At 62.2% G+C, this 18,125-nt stretch carries 9 protein-coding genes and 6 pseudogenes; 6 read left to right on the plus strand and 9 right to left on the minus strand.

Annotated elements, in window-relative coordinates; translation table 11 throughout:
* Positions 1–249 precede the first annotated feature (249 nt).
* Positions 250–438 (minus strand): annotated as a pseudogene (locus ABZW16_RS37930) (IS3 family transposase); the annotation flags it as partial.
* A gap of 293 nt (positions 439–731) precedes the next feature.
* On the opposite strand from ABZW16_RS37930, the gene ABZW16_RS37935 reads away from it, so the two are divergent.
* From ABZW16_RS37935 to ABZW16_RS37950, 4 genes are all read left to right on the plus strand, one after another.
* Positions 732–1,622, plus strand: coding sequence for a LysR substrate-binding domain-containing protein (locus ABZW16_RS37935; protein ID WP_354960966.1), 891 nt, complete (start codon positions 732–734; stop codon positions 1,620–1,622).
* A gap of 168 nt (positions 1,623–1,790) precedes the next feature.
* A complete protein-coding gene (locus ABZW16_RS37940) occupies positions 1,791–2,270 on the plus strand; it encodes a nuclear transport factor 2 family protein (RefSeq protein ID WP_354960967.1) in 480 nt (159 codons plus the stop codon).
* A 111-nt stretch (positions 2,271–2,381) separates the two neighbouring features.
* Positions 2,382–2,852, plus strand: coding sequence for a hypothetical protein (locus ABZW16_RS37945; RefSeq protein ID WP_354960968.1), 471 nt, complete (start codon positions 2,382–2,384; stop codon positions 2,850–2,852).
* 448 nt (positions 2,853–3,300) lie between these two features.
* Positions 3,301–3,678 (plus strand): hypothetical protein, encoded by a 378-nt coding sequence (locus tag ABZW16_RS37950; RefSeq protein WP_354960969.1) that lies wholly within the window; start codon positions 3,301–3,303, stop codon positions 3,676–3,678.
* A 2,283-nt stretch (positions 3,679–5,961) separates the two neighbouring features.
* Here the strand turns inward: ABZW16_RS37950 and ABZW16_RS37955 are convergent.
* From ABZW16_RS37955 to ABZW16_RS37970, 4 genes and pseudogenes are all read right to left on the minus strand, one after another.
* A pseudogene (locus tag ABZW16_RS37955) lies at positions 5,962–6,806 on the minus strand (IS256 family transposase); the annotation flags it as partial.
* 798 nt (positions 6,807–7,604) lie between these two features.
* Positions 7,605–8,306, minus strand: coding sequence for a hypothetical protein (locus tag ABZW16_RS37960; protein WP_354960970.1), 702 nt, complete (start codon positions 8,304–8,306; stop codon positions 7,605–7,607).
* A gap of 1,613 nt (positions 8,307–9,919) precedes the next feature.
* Positions 9,920–11,542, minus strand: coding sequence for an acyl-CoA synthetase (locus ABZW16_RS37965; RefSeq protein WP_354960971.1), 1,623 nt, complete (start codon positions 11,540–11,542; stop codon positions 9,920–9,922).
* A gap of 307 nt (positions 11,543–11,849) precedes the next feature.
* Positions 11,850–11,975 (minus strand): annotated as a pseudogene (locus ABZW16_RS37970) (helix-turn-helix domain-containing protein); the annotation flags it as partial.
* A gap of 193 nt (positions 11,976–12,168) precedes the next feature.
* Between ABZW16_RS37970 and ABZW16_RS37975 the strand changes: the two are divergent.
* Positions 12,169–12,659: pseudogene (locus ABZW16_RS37975) on the plus strand (transposase); the annotation flags it as partial.
* A 114-nt stretch (positions 12,660–12,773) separates the two neighbouring features.
* On the opposite strand, the gene ABZW16_RS37980 reads toward ABZW16_RS37975, so the two are convergent.
* Together ABZW16_RS37980 and ABZW16_RS37985 are read right to left on the minus strand one after the other, a co-directional pair.
* Positions 12,774–13,568, minus strand: a complete 795-nt coding sequence (locus tag ABZW16_RS37980; protein ID WP_354960972.1) for a TrmB family transcriptional regulator sugar-binding domain-containing protein — start codon at positions 13,566–13,568, stop codon at positions 12,774–12,776.
* A 607-nt stretch (positions 13,569–14,175) separates the two neighbouring features.
* Entirely contained in the window at positions 14,176–14,718 is a 543-nt protein-coding gene (locus ABZW16_RS37985) for a hypothetical protein (RefSeq protein WP_354960973.1), read from the minus strand.
* Between the two features lie 87 nt (positions 14,719–14,805).
* Between ABZW16_RS37985 and fabG the strand changes: the two genes are divergently transcribed.
* Positions 14,806–15,525, plus strand: a complete 720-nt coding sequence (fabG, locus tag ABZW16_RS37990; protein WP_354960974.1) for a 3-oxoacyl-ACP reductase FabG — start codon at positions 14,806–14,808, stop codon at positions 15,523–15,525.
* 253 nt (positions 15,526–15,778) lie between these two features.
* Here the strand turns inward: fabG and ABZW16_RS37995 are convergent.
* A pseudogene (locus ABZW16_RS37995) lies at positions 15,779–17,043 on the minus strand (IS3 family transposase).
* A 501-nt stretch (positions 17,044–17,544) separates the two neighbouring features.
* Positions 17,545–17,746 (minus strand): annotated as a pseudogene (locus ABZW16_RS38000) (IS1380 family transposase); the annotation flags it as partial.
* Between the last annotated feature and the right edge of the window lie 379 nt (positions 17,747–18,125).

The raw sequence follows: 18,125 nt of genomic DNA on the forward strand, positions 1-18,125 counted from the left end.
CGGCAGGTCACGCAAACACCGACTCGTGGGGGTCGAGACATCTCTCGACCCGCACGGTTGGGGTTATGGTAAGTGTCCGGAGGGGGTATCGACCAGTACGCCAACCTGCTGCAACACCGAAAACTGCTGGTCATCGGCAAATAGCGGTGGTGTGACGATTCTGGTCCGTTGCCGCAGGTTCGTGCCTCGGGCAGGATTCGAACCTGCAACACTCGCTTTGGGAGTCCCGATGGGGGTGTACTGGATGGTCTTCTGGAGCAGCGCGAAGAAGCTCTCCATAGCGGCGTTGTCACCGGCTGCGCCGACGCGTCCCACCGATCCGGCCATGCCGTGACGAGTCAAGGCGCGCATGAACTTTCGGCTTCGGAATTGCGAGCCGCGGTCGGTGTGCAGAATGCAGCCGGCTACCTCGCCGCGGCGGGCCACCGCATTGGGGATTCCGCCTTCGGCCAGCTCGCGGACGAGAACTGGTCACCTCCGACACGCACGCGGGCCTGGTTGCCGCCATCGGCGCGATCCTGCTCAGCGCGTCCTGGACACCTGAAGATTGCCCCCGAGTCGCCTGCGCCGCCCGCAGGCGAAGCCGACCTCCACCAGCCGCTCAGGGTGGCCGGCATGTTCTGGCGTCTTGATTCGCGATCAGAAACCGAGGATATAACTCAGATGGTCTTTTTTTGAAGATCAATATTTCCACAGCGTTATGATCCTTCGGCATACCGAGGGAGAAGACGATGGATTTGAACACGCTCAGACAGTTCCTCGTGGTGGCGCGATTGGAACACCTCAGCCACGCGGCCGACGAACTTCGCATCGCTCAGCCGTCGCTGAGCCGCACCATCGCCAGATTAGAGAGCGAGCTCGGCGCACCTTTATTCGATCGAGCCGGGCGGCTCCGGCTGAACGACACCGGGAAGCTCTTCCGCGGCTACGTCGAACGCTCGCTCGGCGAACTCGAAGCCGGCCGGCGAGCCGTCGCCGAGGCCACCAGCGAGGGCTTCGGCACCGTGCGACTGGCGTCGGAGACTTTCTTCACGTTCATCGGGCCGCTCGCGGCGTACAAGCACGCCCACCCCGGCGTCGACGTCGAACTTCACCAGATACCCGCCGCGGAGATGGCCCGCCGCCTCCTGGCTCAGGACGTCGATCTCTGCGTCGCCTCACAGCCGATCCATACCGACGGCCTGGAAGCCGCCCAGCTACTGGATGAGGTGGTGTGGCTGGCCACTCCGCTGGATCACCCACTAGCGGATCGCACCTCGGTGACCATCGACGAACTCGCCGACGAGCCCTTCATCGCCGCCAGCAAGGGGCATTGGCACCGTCGGCTTCTCGATCGACTCTTCGCCACCCGAGATCTCACACCGAGGATCGCCTACGAAGGGGACGAGCTGGGCGCCATCGCAGAGTTGATCAAGGCGGGACTCGGCATCGGCCTCGTCCCCGACCTCGCCCGGCGCTCGATCCCCAGCGCCTCCGCCGCCTTGATCGCCGTCGACAGTCCGGAGTGCCGTCGAGCGCTCACTCTGTACTGGGGCGCTGGCAGTCATCTCTCAACCGCCGCCCGCCTGTTGCGCGCTACGATCACCGACTGGAACTGGACTGCCGCCGAACCGCAACAGTGAATCCGACGAGTCCGTCGGGCGATGAGAGTCGGCGTCGTATTCCGTTGACGGCAGCAGCGCTACGCCGAAACTGATAGAGCGGGCTCAGCTCCGTCATGCTCCTGGATCTATAACACCATAGCAATATTGGACTTAGTCAAAATGCCTGGGGCGTCATAGCTTTGAGGTGTGAGAAGTCAAGATTCCAAGGGAACGGCTGGTCCAGCGATGCCTACCCAACGCGAGGTAGATGAAGCCGCGATTCGTCAGCAGCTCGAAAGGATAGTCGAAGGAATTCGATCCAAGGATCTCGACAGCCTGAAGCAGCTTTATGCAAGGAACGTTGTGTCCTTCGATGTCGAGCCGCCCCTTCAGCATGTAGGAGTAGCAGCAAAGCTCGCGAACTGGGCGAAGGTGTTCACGATCTTTCGGGACGTGACTTATGAGCTTCGCGATCTGACGCTCGCCGTCGGCGATGTTGTGGCGTTCGGCCGCGGCTTCGGTCGGCTCAGCGGCACGCTGAACAACGGGACGCAAACGAGTGGCGTTTGGGTCCGTGCCACCTTCTGCTTCCAGAAGGTCGGCGGCACCTGGCTGATTGCACACGACCAAGCTTCTGTGCCGGTCGACATTCTGAGCGGCAAGGGCGTGACCGACCTCGAGCCCTGACGAGCCGCAGAAGCTCGCGGGGAGTCTCGAAGTAGTTGTAGAAACGTCGAAACCTGAAGACAAGGAAGAAAGTTCATGCACCCAGGGAAGGCATCGACGAGAACGATCCTGATGGCAGTTGCCGGGGCGCTGTTTGTCGGTGGCGGGCTCAGCGGCTGCGGTCAGGAAACCAGCGCGGCGAGCGCACCGGATGATCAGGCCGAGATCCTGGAAGCCACGGTCGAGACCGACCAGTACGCGGCTCCGGACCTCCCGCCGATAGGTCCGAGCGTCGGTGATCTGCACGTCTATTCGGGCTGGCTGCTGAAGGACAGCCGTAGGGTCGGGGAGGGCGGGGGATCATGTCAGATCACCCATGTCGACGGCGACAAAATCACCATGCAATGCCTGTTCACAGCAGAGCTAGAGCAGGGATCCCTGACAATGCAGTCGCTCTGGGTAACGGGCGCGAATCCGCTCGACATGGCCATCACGGGCGGCACCGGGGCTTACCGCGATGCACAGGGCACCGCTCGGGTGTGGGATATCGCGACACCGAACGAGCGTATGCGGGCCGAGATCACCCATCGGACGCGGAAATAGCCACTGGGGGCTGCCTCCACCTTCCCAGCGGACGGCGTCATTCAGAGGACGGCGTCAAATAACCGAATACAGAGACTGCTGCCAGACGAGCTGGTCGCGGTCGGAATCAACTTCGTCATCAACTCGCGTACGGGTCGGTATTTCGGGTAGTTCATTTTCCCGACCGGTGCTGACCAGACGAGACATATTCTTGCGCAACGGTATTGGTGCCGGATCTGTCCCTTGGCCTTGATTCCCTTGGGCCAGTGGATCACCAGCATCCAGATGCCCGATGAGTTCCGTTCCAGATGTTCAGACGCTACTCACAGTTCTCCGGTAGCACCTGCGACCCGACGGTCGGTCAGAGCAGTCGGTCGTCACTGTGTGCTGCTGGCTGGCCGTGGGGATCGCCTTCCTGGTTGTCGCGGTACCGCCGCCAGACCGAGACGCGGTCGAAAGCTGTTTCCGGGTGGTCAACCAGTTCGGCGCCGTGCAGTACCTGCCGTTGCCGTTCGTACCCGACGAACACGTGGGGGACGAGATCGCCGTCGACCCCTGCGGCTCGTTCGCCCACACCTACCAGCACGGCCTGGACAACGTCATCGGGGTGGCTGTCCGGGATCCTTCAAATCTCCCGCCGTGGGACCGGGAAGAACTGGACGACGGCATCATCGCCAAACCGTTCATTCGGACATCACACGGAATCGTCGTGGCAGCCCCGTTCGAACTGATGGCGACGCTACGGCACTTGATCGCCGTCGAGGCTGCATGCGCCGCGGCGCTCACCGCAGCAGCCTCGAACTTCGCAACCCGCGTCGTTACCCACCAGTTCGACCATGCTCTGTGACGCCCCACTCGAGGAGGCGGCAGATTCGTGGCCGGATCTGCGGGTTTTTCGGGGACCTTTCGACACCGATAAAATCCTCGACCTGCCGATCCGTGTTGAGACGTTCGACGCCTACGACAAAACCGCTATCTTCCAATCCCCGCGTTCTGCAGATCCCGTCCGAACGCGTTGTCCCGGTGGATCATCTGGTGGAGAAAACGCTGATCGTTGACATCGTGTGGACGCATGGATCGGGCGTGCATGCGGTGTCCACGCTGGACACGGCCCGCACTGCCGCCAGTACCTCGCCGCCGCCGCATTCTGTGCCGCGCACGAGGCCGAGCACATCGGATAGCCGATCTCGCCGCCGATGCGCGACCGGGGTCCGATCAGCGACTCGCGGCGACCGCTGTCACGACCGCCGAAACGAATTCGGCATGTCCGACCCCGAGGTCGCCGGTGACGATGGCGACGGTGCCCACTGCGAGCGCGCTGGGGCTGGGCTTCAAGGGACTGCGCTTCAACTGCGACGACGGCCGCGAAGCCGTGGCGCTTGCCACCACAGGCAGCGGAAACTGATCGCCGCTGGCCTCAAACCTGCGCGAGCAGGCTCGACTGAGGTTCGGGCGCAAAAGCATCCGCTTCTGCGCCTCTCCGACCCTCCTCGCCACGCCCACCTGCTACAAGAAACTGACGAAGGCGAAATCGACGAGAGGAGACACGATCTCAGCCGCAGTGCTCTGGTCCGGTTAAAAAGCCGCCCATACTTCCGTCGGGGTTCAAAGCATTTCCGCCCCATCGAATGCACTTCCCTGGTGCATATTCCCGAGCTGGGCCAGCGTAATAGCTATAGTTACCTTTATCCTGGTCTGACGGGCCACCAATTTCAGTGGTGTTGGTGACTGTGAGGAAAGCCGCGGTGGTGGTCGGTTGACCGAGAAACGCAGTCTTCATGGTCACAACGCAGTCTGTGCTCCCATTGTAGGAAAGATAGACTACTGCACCGGGTATGGTCTTCTGGTCGAGTGGCTGATACCCCGATCCGCAAATTTGTGCTGCGTTCGAGGCTGAGGCGGCAGCCTGTGCAGACCCGGCGGGAAGCAAAGACAAGGCCACCGCAGCCAGGGGAACTGTTGCAGCGTAAAGAGCCTTTTTCATCGGAGAAGACCGTCTTTCATATTGTTGTAAAGCTTAGAGTTGAACATGGTAATGAGTTTTTGCTGAGATATTTCCAACGATGGGAATAGATTGTCGCAGGTCCAGTTGCAGCTCGGAGTGGACGATCGTGCCGTCAGGCGTCGTGGCGTCGGTCGCTCCTTCGGACCGAACCATTAGGTGCGGTCGATCGGATCGGAATCAGATTCGCCGGAGAATAGACAACCCTGCCATCTGCGCGAAATGCTGCCGACCGCCGCACGGCGGCGCGTGCCCAGCGCTGAGTTACTCCGACCGGGAATCGCTACCGTGGTCCGCCGCCGCGGGACCTCCGTTATGAGGGCAGCATTAGCCGTAGTGTCCTTCCTGGATAAAGAAGTTCCCTTGGACCGGAGGTGGCTGGAGTTGCCCCTCCCATTCGATGCAGGTATGCGGTGCATGCACATAGACCGGGGACGGCGTAGGTTGTGTAATTACCGCGATCCTCTTTCATCCCGGAGGCCCCACATCGGCCAGCATGGGAATCGCCTGACCGGGTGTATCCCTCACGGTTACAACACAATTCCATCCGTCCTCGTGGGTCGGGAATGTGGTACCGCCTATCACGTCGTGGTGGTCGATGACGGAATGGCCGGCACCGTACACCCCGCTGTAGGGGGCGGCCGAGGCGTTACCGCCGCCGGTTATACTCCTGCGCTGAGCGGTGCGGCCTCGCTCGCCGCAGATGCTGCGACCGCTCTCGATGTCCTCATCCCAAACCTCATCATTTCGTTGAATAGGAACAGGTCTTTGTGCGCTCAGAGTCTATGGATCGGGTGGTTTGAAAAGATCCGTATTTGTACGGTGTCATACGGGGCCGGGTCGCCGATCCCGGGTCGAGCGAGAGTGCCTCGCGAGTGACCCGGTGGGCCGGAGCTGTCGACGCCACGTCGTTGGAGTGTCGACGACGTAGCACCGATGCCTGCGCGTGCGGAGAACCTCCGCGGCATCGGTGACCAGCATCGAAACCGACTGGTGATCGACTAGGGAACTTGGCCGATGTTTCGGACTCGGTGGTCTGCGATCGTTCGTCGCGAACAACCGCACGTAGGAAGGCGAGGTCGGGTGAGTTCGCGCAGAACTGTTGCAGCGCTTGGGAAATCATTTCTGGTCCTTCATCGCCGCGAGCGCTGCGGAGTGCGCCGATTTCGCAGCGCGGCAAGGATATTGGCCTGGACATGGAACCAGCAGCGTTGCTCGCGGGTGGTCTGGAACACCTCACGCAGCGCTTTCCGGAATCCCAGGGCTCCGTCGCCGACGGCGAGCACCGGCGCGCATGCCTCGTCGGCGGCAGTCGCGCAGCAGGTCGGCCCACGACTCGGCGGACTCACGGTAGCCATCGGTCAGTGCCACCAGTTCTTTCCGACCGTCCACGTGCACCCCTATCATCACCGGCAGACACAGTTTCTGCTGGTCGAGACGCACTTTCCTGTGGATGCCGTCCACCCACAGGTACACGTAGTCCACGCTGGACAACTCGCGGCGGGCGAACACGGCGGCCTCGTCCTGCCACTGGCCGGTCAGCCGCGTGATCGCCGAGGCCGACAGGCCAGCACCGCTGCCGAGGAACTGCTCGAGTGCCGGACCGAAATCGCCGGACGAGAGCCCGTGTAGGTACATCAGCGGCAGCACCTCGGTGACCTGCGGCGACTTGCGCGCCCACGGGAAGGATCGCCGAGGAGAGCCGCTGAGCCTCACCGGTTTCCGAATCGATCCGCTTGTCGTTGACCCGCGGGGCCTTCAACGCGACCGCCCCGGCGTCGGTCAGCACGGTCCGCTCCTCGCGGTAGCCATTGCGCACCACCAGCCGCCGCCCGTCATCATCGACCTCGCCCCGGAGCCGCTCGATACACGCGGCGACCTCGGCATCCAACGCCGCTGCAAGCCTCCGCCGCGCCCCGTCACGGACGATCTCATCGATCAACGACGCACCCGACACCAACCGCACCCGCCACGCCATCCTAATTGGCGGCATCGGCATCGTGAACTACCTTGAGCGTGGGACGTACCTTCCCGCCCAGCGTTGGCGCGCCGGACTGATCAAAACCTTTGATTCTCAGATCATCCGGGAAGGTACTCCCTCCCGGTCGTCCACAGGTTTGATCATTGCTCCATGTAGCCCCCTGTTGGGACCTGTTCCGCGCTACACGCAACAGGCGCTGACGACTGTAGGCCTCACATGAAAGTTCCGCCCCGCGGGCGGAGCGCACTCAGCCGAGGCTGAAGATAGTTGATATGGCGGGTGTTTCGACATGGGTGCGCTGCTAGCGTCACGGAAAATCGGTGAAATCGCTGGTCACAACGGATCAGTGGGAACGGACGTCACATGATCCAACACACCGCCAGGTTGGCGACAGCGCTCGGAATCGTCGTGATCGGTTGGGGGCCGGCTCGTTTCAGTCGTCGGTCGAGACGGCTCGAACGGTAGGTCACGCGTACTCGCAGCCATCATGGTGGAGCCGGACTTCACGGCCCGAAGCTGACGACCGGCGTCGGCAATCGTATCCATGCGCTGCTCGTATTTGCGGTCGAAACCACGGGAGTCGGCCTCCCGAATCCGCGCCCGCGCGAAGTCGCGGGACCTTCTGCGGCCTGCCAGTCGCAGTGCTTCGTGAACAGAACAACGACAGGTGTGAGTTGATGGACAGCGACGCGCCCGATCGCGACGGTCCCGGTAGGGCTGAACGCAGCGCGACCCGCGGTGATGAGAATGGTTCTGCCACAGATGCCCTCGAGGCGCAAAGCGATGGTCCTCAGTCCGACCCTGCAGGGTTGCGGAGGGAGTCTGCGAGCACAGCCCACGTTGCAGGGCGAGGTACAAGCAGGGACGTGCCGTATGCGGCTGCGGCCGCGGCGCTGCTCGCCGTGCTGGTCGGGGTCGCCGTCGTGTGGGACTCGGGCGGAGATGACCATGTGGACAACACTGCGCCGGCGTCGACCGTTTCCACGCCGCACACCATCGACAATGCCATCACTCGTTTCGATGCGACATCAGTGGGCAGCAGGGCCAGTGCGTCGTCAACGCCGAGTGACATGCCCGCCCGAAACGACATCCCGACCGACCCAATTGTCACCGATGTGGCGACCACGACCGAAGAACCGACAACTGTCCTCACCCCAGCCGAAACGACGGTGGACACGGCTACTACCAGCGCCGACACAAGCGCGACCGCTGAGAGCGGCGCATCGATCAGTGTCAGTGCGAGCGTGGGTTTTTCAATGTCGCTTGCCCCGCCCGGTGATGCGAATTCCACCACCGATCCAACGCTGGTGGCCACCAGCCAGGACCCCGCCACCACCACGCCCATCGCGGTGACCCTCACGCCGACCGGCACCACTACGCCGCCGCGTCCTACTACTGCGACGCAGACGGAGGCGACGACAACCACAACCCCGACGACCATCACACCGACCACGACCACGACCGCGACCAGGACATCGGCACCCGCGCCCACGGTCCCGAATCACTCCACGACAGCATCCATCAAGGTCACGACAACCACTGTGCCAGCCAGGACTACTACACCGGCCAAGACACCACCGTCGATGACGCCCCGGCGTACTCCGACGACCGAACAGGCCCGAACGACCTCGCCGACCTGGCCCCCACAGACGACGGTTCCGAAACCGGGGGTCAAGTATCCACCAACCACTGCTCCGAAGCACCCATAACCCCGCTCCTTGCCCGGGCCGCCCGCCACAATGCCGGGCCACAAGCCGGTCTTCGAAGATCCGAAATTCCACGACCTGATCGGCGGGAACGAGGGCCGCACGATGTCGCCGCTGTGCTGATCCAACGTCAACCCCTACGGCCGGTTCCGGCTCGACATGACCACCAGTTCTGGATCTCGGTCAACACTTGAAGCCAGAATTTCGCGCCCTCACCGCCCTCGCCAGCCCACAGTCCGAGGATGTCTCATTCCCCGGCACAGGTCACGCCGCTGACCACACTCGGAGTTCAGCACGAGGGCGTCCTGCGCCAGCCAGCTTAGCCTGAGTCAATCTGGAAATCCGTTGGTGCGCAAGTCTTCTTTGTTGCGGGCACGACGGCCGACCTCGCAGTCCGGACAGCGCTGGGGACGCCGAGACGAACCCACGGCCACGTGTCGGCGTACTGTCTGTGTCCGGAGGGGGTATCGACCAGTACGCCAACCTCCTTCGACACCGAAAACTGTTGGTCATCGGCAAATAGCGGTGGCGTGACGGTTCTGGACTGGTTGCCGCAGGTTCGTGCCCCCCGGCGGGGCTCCATATAGATGGGAACCGTACGGACCAGCATCTTCTTGCTGGTCGGCTGGTGATCGAAGCCGAATTCGACCTGCGTAGTGGCGAACGGTAGTGGATGCTGCCTCGGTCTCCCTACCCGTGTGGCACCGCTGAGCGCGGTATCGGATGCTCCGGGTCCTCCGGGGGCTGCACCTGCCGGGAAGCGAACCATTTCGTGACCTCGTAGAGGACTTCGGCTTGGCGTCGTGTGAGTTCCTCGCCGTCGGAGCCTTCGGCGATCACGATCTCGAAAACCGGGTCGGGTGGCTGGTGTGGGTGGTTGCCGAGGGTACCGCGTGGACGCTGCTGGGTACGTCGTCAGGGGCCATGTCTTCGTTAAGGAGACTGGGTGTGAGGATCGGATCCCGGCCAGGATGGTGCCGCATCAATTGCGGGCCCGAGCGGACCTTGCACTACACCGTAGGCGAATGCGATGCGTTCTTGAAGGGCGTCGTGGACCGGCAGTTCGACAGGCCAGCGTAAGTAGTTCCCGAGTGTCGGGTGCCCAGTGCTGGAATGCCGTAGGCCACTGAGCTTGTCGTCGGCCTTTCATGCGGCCTTGGCAACCCAGGAGCGATGTCGAATTGCGGTCGGCTATCCCAGAACGGTGACCAACCCCACGCGGCGTAGTTGCTCGATGAATTCGGTTGCACCCGAGACCGAACGGCGGCCGGTGGGCTCAACGGTCGTGGCGTAACCGATGCAGCGAACCGGCTACACACCAACGTTCTGTGGTGGGGAAATGTCGCGCGGATGCCCGAAAGTTGTTGTGAGCTACGGCCGGACATCCGCGCGAACATTATCACCGCGGCGAACGCACCAGAGTGGGGTTCTCGGCGGCGTGCTTCTTTGCGGCAGGGTAGTTGGCCTTGCCGCTGGGCTGGCGCATCAGCTGTTCGACGATCCAATATCCACGCGGTGCTTTGTAACCGGCAACCTTTGTACGCACGTGCGCATCGATACCCGCGAGGTCGACTGCGGCGTTCGCGCGCGGCTGCACAAGCGCCGCGACAGAGTTGCCGAACCGCTCGTCCTTTATGCCGATCACCAATGCGTCGAACACATCCGGATGCGATTTGAGCACGCTTTCGACCTCTTCTGGGAATACCTTCTCTCCGCCGGTGTTGATGCATTCCGAGCCGCGACCGAGCAGGGTCATGGTGCCGTCGGTCTCATAGCGTGCGTAGTCACCTGGTACCACGTAGCGTACCCCGCCGACCTCGACGAAGATGGTTTTGGTTTTCTCTGGATCCTTGTAGTAGCCCAGCGGCACGTGCCCTCGGCGTGCCATGCGCCCGATGGCTCCGGGCTTGGTCTCCACCAGGTTTCCGTCGTCGTCGATAATTGTGGTCTGTGCGTTGTACTTCACACGCGGGCCCTGCGAGTGGTCGGAGTCCTTGCTGACGACCGCGAGTCCGGTGCTGCCGCTCTCCGAGGACCCGATCACGTCGGTGATGAAGAGATCGGGGAACAGCTCCAAGTACTGTTCCTTGAGCGCCTGTGAGAACAGTGCCGCGTGGCTCGAAAACGCCCACAGGGTCGAGACGTCGTACCGGTTCTTCTTATAGGCTTCGAGCAACGGCTTGGCCATGGCGTCGCCGACCACGGTGAGCACATTGACCTTTTCACGCTCGACGGTCTTCCATACCTTGTCGGCATCGAACTGCGGTACAAACACGACAGTGCCGCCGGAGTTGAGCGCGATGAACGCTGCCCATTGCGCCGCGCCGTGGATCAGGGGCGAAAGTGGCGCCATCACAATGCCGTTCGGTGCAGACTTGGCGCTGTTGGCCAGCTCCCACTCGTCGGCGACGTATTCGCCGGTGACGTGATTGATGCCACCGCCGATCGCACGCCACACGTCCTCATGGGTCCACATGACGCCCTTGGGGTATCCGGTCGTGCCGCCGGTATAAAGAATGTACAGGTCGTCGGAGGCTCTCTCCTCGAAATCGCGCACGGCGTGTTGTCCAGCCAGTGCGTCGTCGTAGGAGATCCCGCCAAAGCGCGAGTAGTCCTTGTCGCCCTCATCCTTGACCACGATGAACGCGGTCAGCTTCGGCGTGGTCGGTGCGACTTCGGCCACGATGTCGGCGTAACCCTGTTCGAGCACCAGGGCCTTCAAGTCCGCATTGTCCGCTATGTAGCGGACTTCCTCCGCCACATACCGGTAGTTGACTGACACTGATACTGCACGCAATTTGTAGGTGGCGATCATAGTCTCGAGGGCTTCGATTGAGTTGCGTGAGTACACACCGACATGGTCGCCTTTGCCGATTCCCTGCGATGCCAAATAATGCGCCAGCTGGTTGGCACGTTCATCGAGTTCGCGGTATGTGATCCGGCGTCCTTCGCAGATGATTGCGGTGCGGTCGGGCACCGCATCGACCGCGTGCTCGAAGAGGTCTGCAACGTTGAAAGCCATGTGACAAAGTTAGAACTCGTTACAATTTGTGACAATGGATATCCTGGCTGACATTTGGCAAAAAGCTGCCAAATCGGTTGAGTGCGCCAGGTGGATCGTTTCGTGGCCGACGTGCCAGGCCGTAGTTTCGGAATGGGCTGGACGCAGCCAGACACTGATCTGCTGCGGGCTCCAGTCCAGCTCCAGTTTGGCCTGCACCACCGCGCGGCCGCGAATCGGACAACTGCCGTCCGGGTTGGCGGGGCACGCTGGGCCGCCCGCGCGTGGGCCAGTTGGTGTCATGGCGCCCGCAGTCGTGATTGAAGGTGTTGCGGCGCAGTTCGCGACTGGCGGTCGACGCGGCCCGGTCGAGTAGGCGGGCGATCTCACGGACGGTCAGGCCCCGCTCTCGCAGCGTTGCGATGAGCTGGCGCTCAAGCAAACTCAGGTAGCGGTCCGGCCGGACCTCGTCGGTGATCCGGGATGGCGGTAGTCCGCCGTTCTCGTGCCGCCACCGGTACCCGGTCTTGCGGCCGATCCCACCCGTTTGGCAGCTTCGACCGGTCCAACACCGGATATGATCAGCTCCCAGTACTGAGCACGACCGGCCGCACGCGGGCTGACCGGTGTCGCTGGTGACCTCCGGCGCGTCCTGGCAGCGCTGCCACATCCACTGCACGGTCAACCTGATGAGCGTCTGCTCGAAGAGCTCCTGGCCGTGGGTCCGCACCCTGCTGCATTCGGTTTTTGATCAAGCCGGTGCCGAATCGGTTGCTGCTCAATATGATCGGATGCTCGACGCGCTGACGGAGAAGTTACCGAAGGTCGCCGATCACTCGAAGCCGCCCGCGCTGACCCGGTGGCGTTCACCGCGTTCCCGAAGCAGATCTGGCGGGAGATCTGGAGCAACAATCCGCAAGAACGGTTGAACAAGGAAATCCGCCGCCGCACCGACGTCGTCGGCATCTTCCCCGACCGCAACTCGATCATCCGCCTCGTCGGCGCCGTGCTGGCCGAGCAACACGACGAATGGATCGAAGGCCGCCGCTACCTCGGCCTGGACATGCTGGCCCGCTCCCGTGGGCTCGCCACCACCGACGAACAGGAGGACACCGCACCTGTAGAACTCACCGCCTGACAACATTTCCGATCATGCGATGACCACCCCGAACTACACCACACCCCGCGACTTGACCCGAGGCGGGGCGGGTTCAGAAAACGCTGCCTCACATCCCGCTGGATCCGCGCAAACCTAACTTGCCTTCTTCAGATCCAGCAGAGCCCCCAACTCCGACGCACGCACGCCGAGCTGAAACCGTGTGGTAACCCCTAGCCTGGTCATAACCTCTGCAATATAGCGTCGATAGGTGCGTACTGAAACGGACAGTGTCCGTGCCGCAGCTTCGTCCGTCATTCCGGTGTTGAGCGCAGTCATGACCGCGATCGAGGCGTCGTCCAGTACGGGTCCGTCGGACTGTGGACCCGGCAATATCTTCGCGGAGGAATTCCATAGCGTCAGCGTATATCGGCGGATGGCGGCTATCAGCGCGGGCTCATCGACGACAAATCCGCGGCGGATCAAATCATCCGCGCTACTCCACACCACTGAGAGTTTACGATCAACGATGACAGTGTTGTCGAATTCTCCGACTGCTATTCGAATATGCGGCTGCATTGCTGAACTATCTGGAACCAAAGCGCGCGATCTTGCATATCCCGATGAGCGCAACAGCCTGACCTGCCTACCGTTTGAGACCAGGCCCTCGATCAACAATTGCTCCAGTCCATGATGGCGTCCAATCATCGATGGGTTCGAAACGGCTACGATCACCTCCTCGCGGGCGTTCTGGATCAATTGATGCAGTGCATCGCCCCATCTGTCCCCGCAAAGCAGAGGTGAGACATGGACCTTTGACGCACCCGCCCCCACCGCAATGTCCAACAATTTTTGTGACTCTGCAAGCGGTTGGCCTAAATCGTTCTGCAATGAAGACTGATCGCGCTGTCGGCTTAACGAACACTCAATGAAATCCGACCGGTTTATCATTAACCCCTCCAGGTCGTGTCGACTGACGGCATAACTGGCTCTGTTGTTGTCGTTTTCGTGCCGTGGAAAGCCGGGTCTCGGACCTGAGGTCGAGGGCTTTCAATGCGGGCCTTCCAACCGGTGGTCCAGCGGCGCGGGTTCTGTTGGGGGAGTTCCTATTTCTCCCTCGACCGGGCGCGTGTGGCCCGAGCCGAGGAGGCCGGTGCTCTGACCACCGCTCTGCGTCCAACGCCGTTTCACATGCCCCCCTTAGCTTGGCTCACAATATCGGCCTCCGCACCACTCATCAACTTGTGAGAGACCGCAGTGCTCGTAACGCTCGGGTCGACCCGCTGGGTTGCGGTGGCCTCGGGCTACCCACCCAATGGCAGCTGACCTGGCCCCGATCGACGGGTCAATAGGCTTCTGGCCCAACCAGTTTGAGTTGTCCAGATTCGCTGCCAGCCATGGTGATCGCCCGCGTCTGTCTTCGTCGTCCCAAGTCCGGTCCTTGGGCGGAGGATGCCGGAGTCGGCGTCGCCGCTGCGTAGGCGAAGAGCGTGGTTTCGGGCATCCGCCCGGTCCGCTTCCCGAACCTCTCGCCGATCCCGCCATGCGAATCTGTCCATCACGGGCTCTCCATGGCCAGCAAGGGGAAAGTGTCGCCACGCGGCGCATCGATGGGTGTGTTCCGCCGACCACCGCGGATGCCGCAGCACCGGATCTCGGCAATCGCGTCCTGGACTCGGCGCTCGGGCCGGACCACGTAGGAGACCGGCTTGAAGCCGGCCTGGAAAACCGGTTTCAGCAGCAGCTTCGACGAAGCGTTGACGACCCGGGTATCCTCGACACCGTCGGCGGTGAGGCCGCCGACCCTTCGACCGGGTGGTCCCAGTTGTTGCTGGCGACCCGGCTGAAACGGCTGCCAGTAGCGTCGCCGGGCCGAGTCTGCGGTTGAACAGATCATCGAATCGGCAGCCGGGATCGGCTGCTGCCTAACAGCGAAGCTGCGCCTGCATCCCGAAACCGTGCGCGCGCAACCGTTTTCCGCATGTCCGGAGCCGAATTCGTTACAACGCAGAGGCACTGGCAATCTCGCCACCGAGATGACAAAGCTACTACCGCTTGACAACCACTCGCGTGGGACGTCTACCCTGCCGGGCGGAGTCAAGTAACCGAGTGCACGAGGCTCGGGAGGGTTCAAGGCCTGCGCGTACGACTGTAGGCGTAGTTCGCCTGATGCGACGAAAGGGATCTTGTGTCGAAGACCGCCACACCGCGATCGGTTCTGGTAACCGGAGGAAACCGGGGAATAGGGCTTGCAGTTGCTCAACGGCTGAGTGCCGACGGTCATCGAGTCGCTGTCACTCACCGTGGCTCGGGGGCACTGGATGGGCTGTTGTCGGTGACGTGCGATGTGAATGACACAGAATCGGTCGACGAGGCGTTTGCTGAAGTCTCCCGCCAGCAAGGGGACGTGGAGGTGGTCGTTGCCAATGCAGGAATCACCGACGACATGCTGTTCACGATAATGAGGGAGGACACGTTCACGAGCGTCGTCGACACCAACCTCACCGGAGCCTTCCGGGTCGCCAAACGCGCCAGCCGAGCCATGCTTCGCGCCCGCTGGGGGCGCGTGATATTCCTCGGATCCGTAGTGGGAATGTCCGGCACACCAGGCCAGGCTAATTACGCCGCATCGAAAGCTGGTCTGATTGGTCTTGCCCGTTCGATTACCAGAGAGCTCGGCTCTCGCGGAATCACCGCCAATGTTGTTGCGCCAGGCTTCGTCGACACCGACATGACTCGCGCCCTCGATGAGAAATACCGTGAGCTTGCACCCGAAGCTATCCCGCTCCGACGGATCGGCCGTCCTGACGAGGTCGCTGCGGCAATCAGCTTTCTGGCTTCCGACGATTCCAGCTACATCTCCGGTGCGGTCATACCGGTCGACGGTGGACTGGGAATGGGGCATTGACCAAGCCCGCAAAGCTGGCAATTCCGGTTGGGTACTACAACCTACGCTGAGGTCGGATCCGCCGTTCTCCGAAATTCCCGAGCGGGGCGTCTGACAACAGTAGATGAACACCCTCCGGGTTGGGTGCATACCTGTTTCGGTCACCAGCCGCTTGTCCGGCGCGGTGCGCATAATTCACAAAAGCAGTCTGCTTGCTGGTCGAGCACTCCGAGCCCAGGTGCGTTGAATCCCCCCGGGTTTCGTGCGCACCCGGTTATCTGTCTCCGACCGGTTGTTCGGTCCGAGCGGCATAGTAGTCGGCCTCGTACTCGACCGGTGGTTTGCGGCCGAGCCGATGCATCAGCCGGGACTCGTTGAACCAGCTGACCCACTCATGGGTGAGTTGCTCGACATCAGCCAGGCGGTGCAGCGGACCACGCCGGAACGGTGAACCGCCCCGGACCGCTTCGGTCTTGTAGAGCCCGATCGTGGTCTCGGCGAGGGCATTGTCGAAGGCATCGCCAACCGATCCAATCGACGGCTTGAGACCTGAAAGCATCAGTGTCTCACCGAATTTCATCGAGGTGTACTGACTTCCCGCATCCGAATGATGGATTGCATCGGTCAGCGGATGACCTTCACGGTTCCGCAGCGCGACGGCTTGCCGGATCGCCGATTCCACGAACGCGGTCAGTTTGCTGGTCGCGCATTCCCAGCCCAGGATCCGGCCCGCGTACGCATCGATGACGAACGCCGTGTACACGAACGCACCCGTCGCCAGCCGCACATAGGTGAAGTCCGCCACGACCAGCAGGTTCGGTGCCAGCACCCGGAACTGCCGATCCACCAGATCCGCCGCCCGCACCGCAGCCGGATCGGCCTCGGTGGTACGAATCGTCTTGCGCCGCAACACACCCCATCACCCGTTGGCCCGCATCAACCGTTCCACGGTGCACCGGGCGGCCGGGATGCCTTGACGCTGCAGGTGCGCCCACATCTTTTCCGCCCCGTACAGGCATTCGGGCTGACGTCTGCCGTTCTCGTCGGGCTCGTAGCAGCCGGCCAGGATCTCGGTGAGGGTGATATCCCACAAGGCTCGTTTCGACGGCGCACGTTTCGCCCAGGCATGGAACGTTCGAGGGGAGATCTTCACCCCGCGAGCGGTCAGCGCCCGGCACATCGCCGCTATCGGGAACCGAGCCTTGTGTTCGGCGATGAACTCACACACTAAGGGTGTCGCGGGTGCTTGTCCCGCGCGAAAAAAGACGTTGCCGCAGAAAGGATTTCGATCGTCTGCTCCAACTCGGCGATCTTCCGTTTCTGCTCACGGATGATTCTCGCCGACTCCGTCGAGGTCCCCTCGGCCTCACCTCGATCGACCGCGGCCTGCCGGATCCATTTCCGCAGCGTCTCCGCCGTCATCCCCAGCCGGGCCGACACCGCCTTGATCGCTGCCCACTCGCTGTCGTAGTCGTCACGGTGATCGACGACCAGCCGGACGGCCTTGGCCTTGGTCGCTTCGTCGTACTTCGCAGGCATCTCTCGCCCATCCTCTCAAGAAAGAGAGTGGGCACGAAACCCGGGGGGATTCACGTACCCGCGTATGCGTCGACCGTGCACGCCGTGTCAGCGAACGAACCCAGGACCAACGGACTTCTGTGAAGTCCGCGACGAGCAGCAGATCGGGAGTCGGCGTCAGATCTGGTGCCGGTGATGACACAGGGTATGCCTCGGTGGTGCGGATCTTCTTGCACCGCACCCGTCGCCACCTGGGCGCGCATCGATCGCTCCAGTGTGCAGCGAGCAACAGGGGATGTCTTAGGTTGTACGCGCGACGAAATAGTCTCGGCCGCAAGGGATTCCGGCTTGAACCTGCCCTCGTTGATCCCAGCGAAGACTTTGGCTGGCGATACACCACAGGGCCCGATTCGAGGGTGCACACTTCACCACAGGTGTGGAAATGTTCTCGGGGTGATCTTGCATTCGTGCGTGTGAGTGCCCAGCAGATCGGAGCGCCCCGAACCGGTGCCCGATGCTGCCACCACGGTTGACGAATGCGAACAACGGGTGGAAGCCGAAGCCATTCTTGAATGCCGGTGCCGCGCATCCCTTTTCCGAATGCGTATCACGCAGGCTGGCATCCAGATCGATAATCAGCGGATGATCGTCGCCCCATGATCGGGAGTGTTCACCCCGCGGCCTGCCAGGCCGCTGGCCGCGCGGCGGCACGCACCGTATCGAGCACCGCCAGCCCTTCCGACGACCTGATCTTTTCGACAGCACTCAACGGTCTCATCGAATCACCTTCGGCACCACTGCCACATCATCACGGTCGACTATCAGCGACGGGCACCACGACGTGACGTACCCACCGGAAAGACGCTCCCGAAACCTCGACAATCACGCCCCGGTATGTTGAATTATCCCTGATAGGAGCATCTTTCGCTCGTTATCGGCAGGTAGCAACGGCACCAGAGTGACTGGCCGAGGCTAAACCCGGTGGAGTTCGAGTAGGGGTTGTGGCTGGGGTTGTGGCAGGTTGTTGCCATTTGTTGGTGCTGTTGGTGGGGGTTGGGGCTGTAACAATTTGGCTATGCGGAGGTGTGCGTGGCGCGTTGGTG

The sequence above is a fragment of the Nocardia sp. NPDC004604 genome (genome assembly GCF_040609795.1).
GTDB lineage: Bacteria > Actinomycetota > Actinomycetes > Mycobacteriales > Mycobacteriaceae > Nocardia.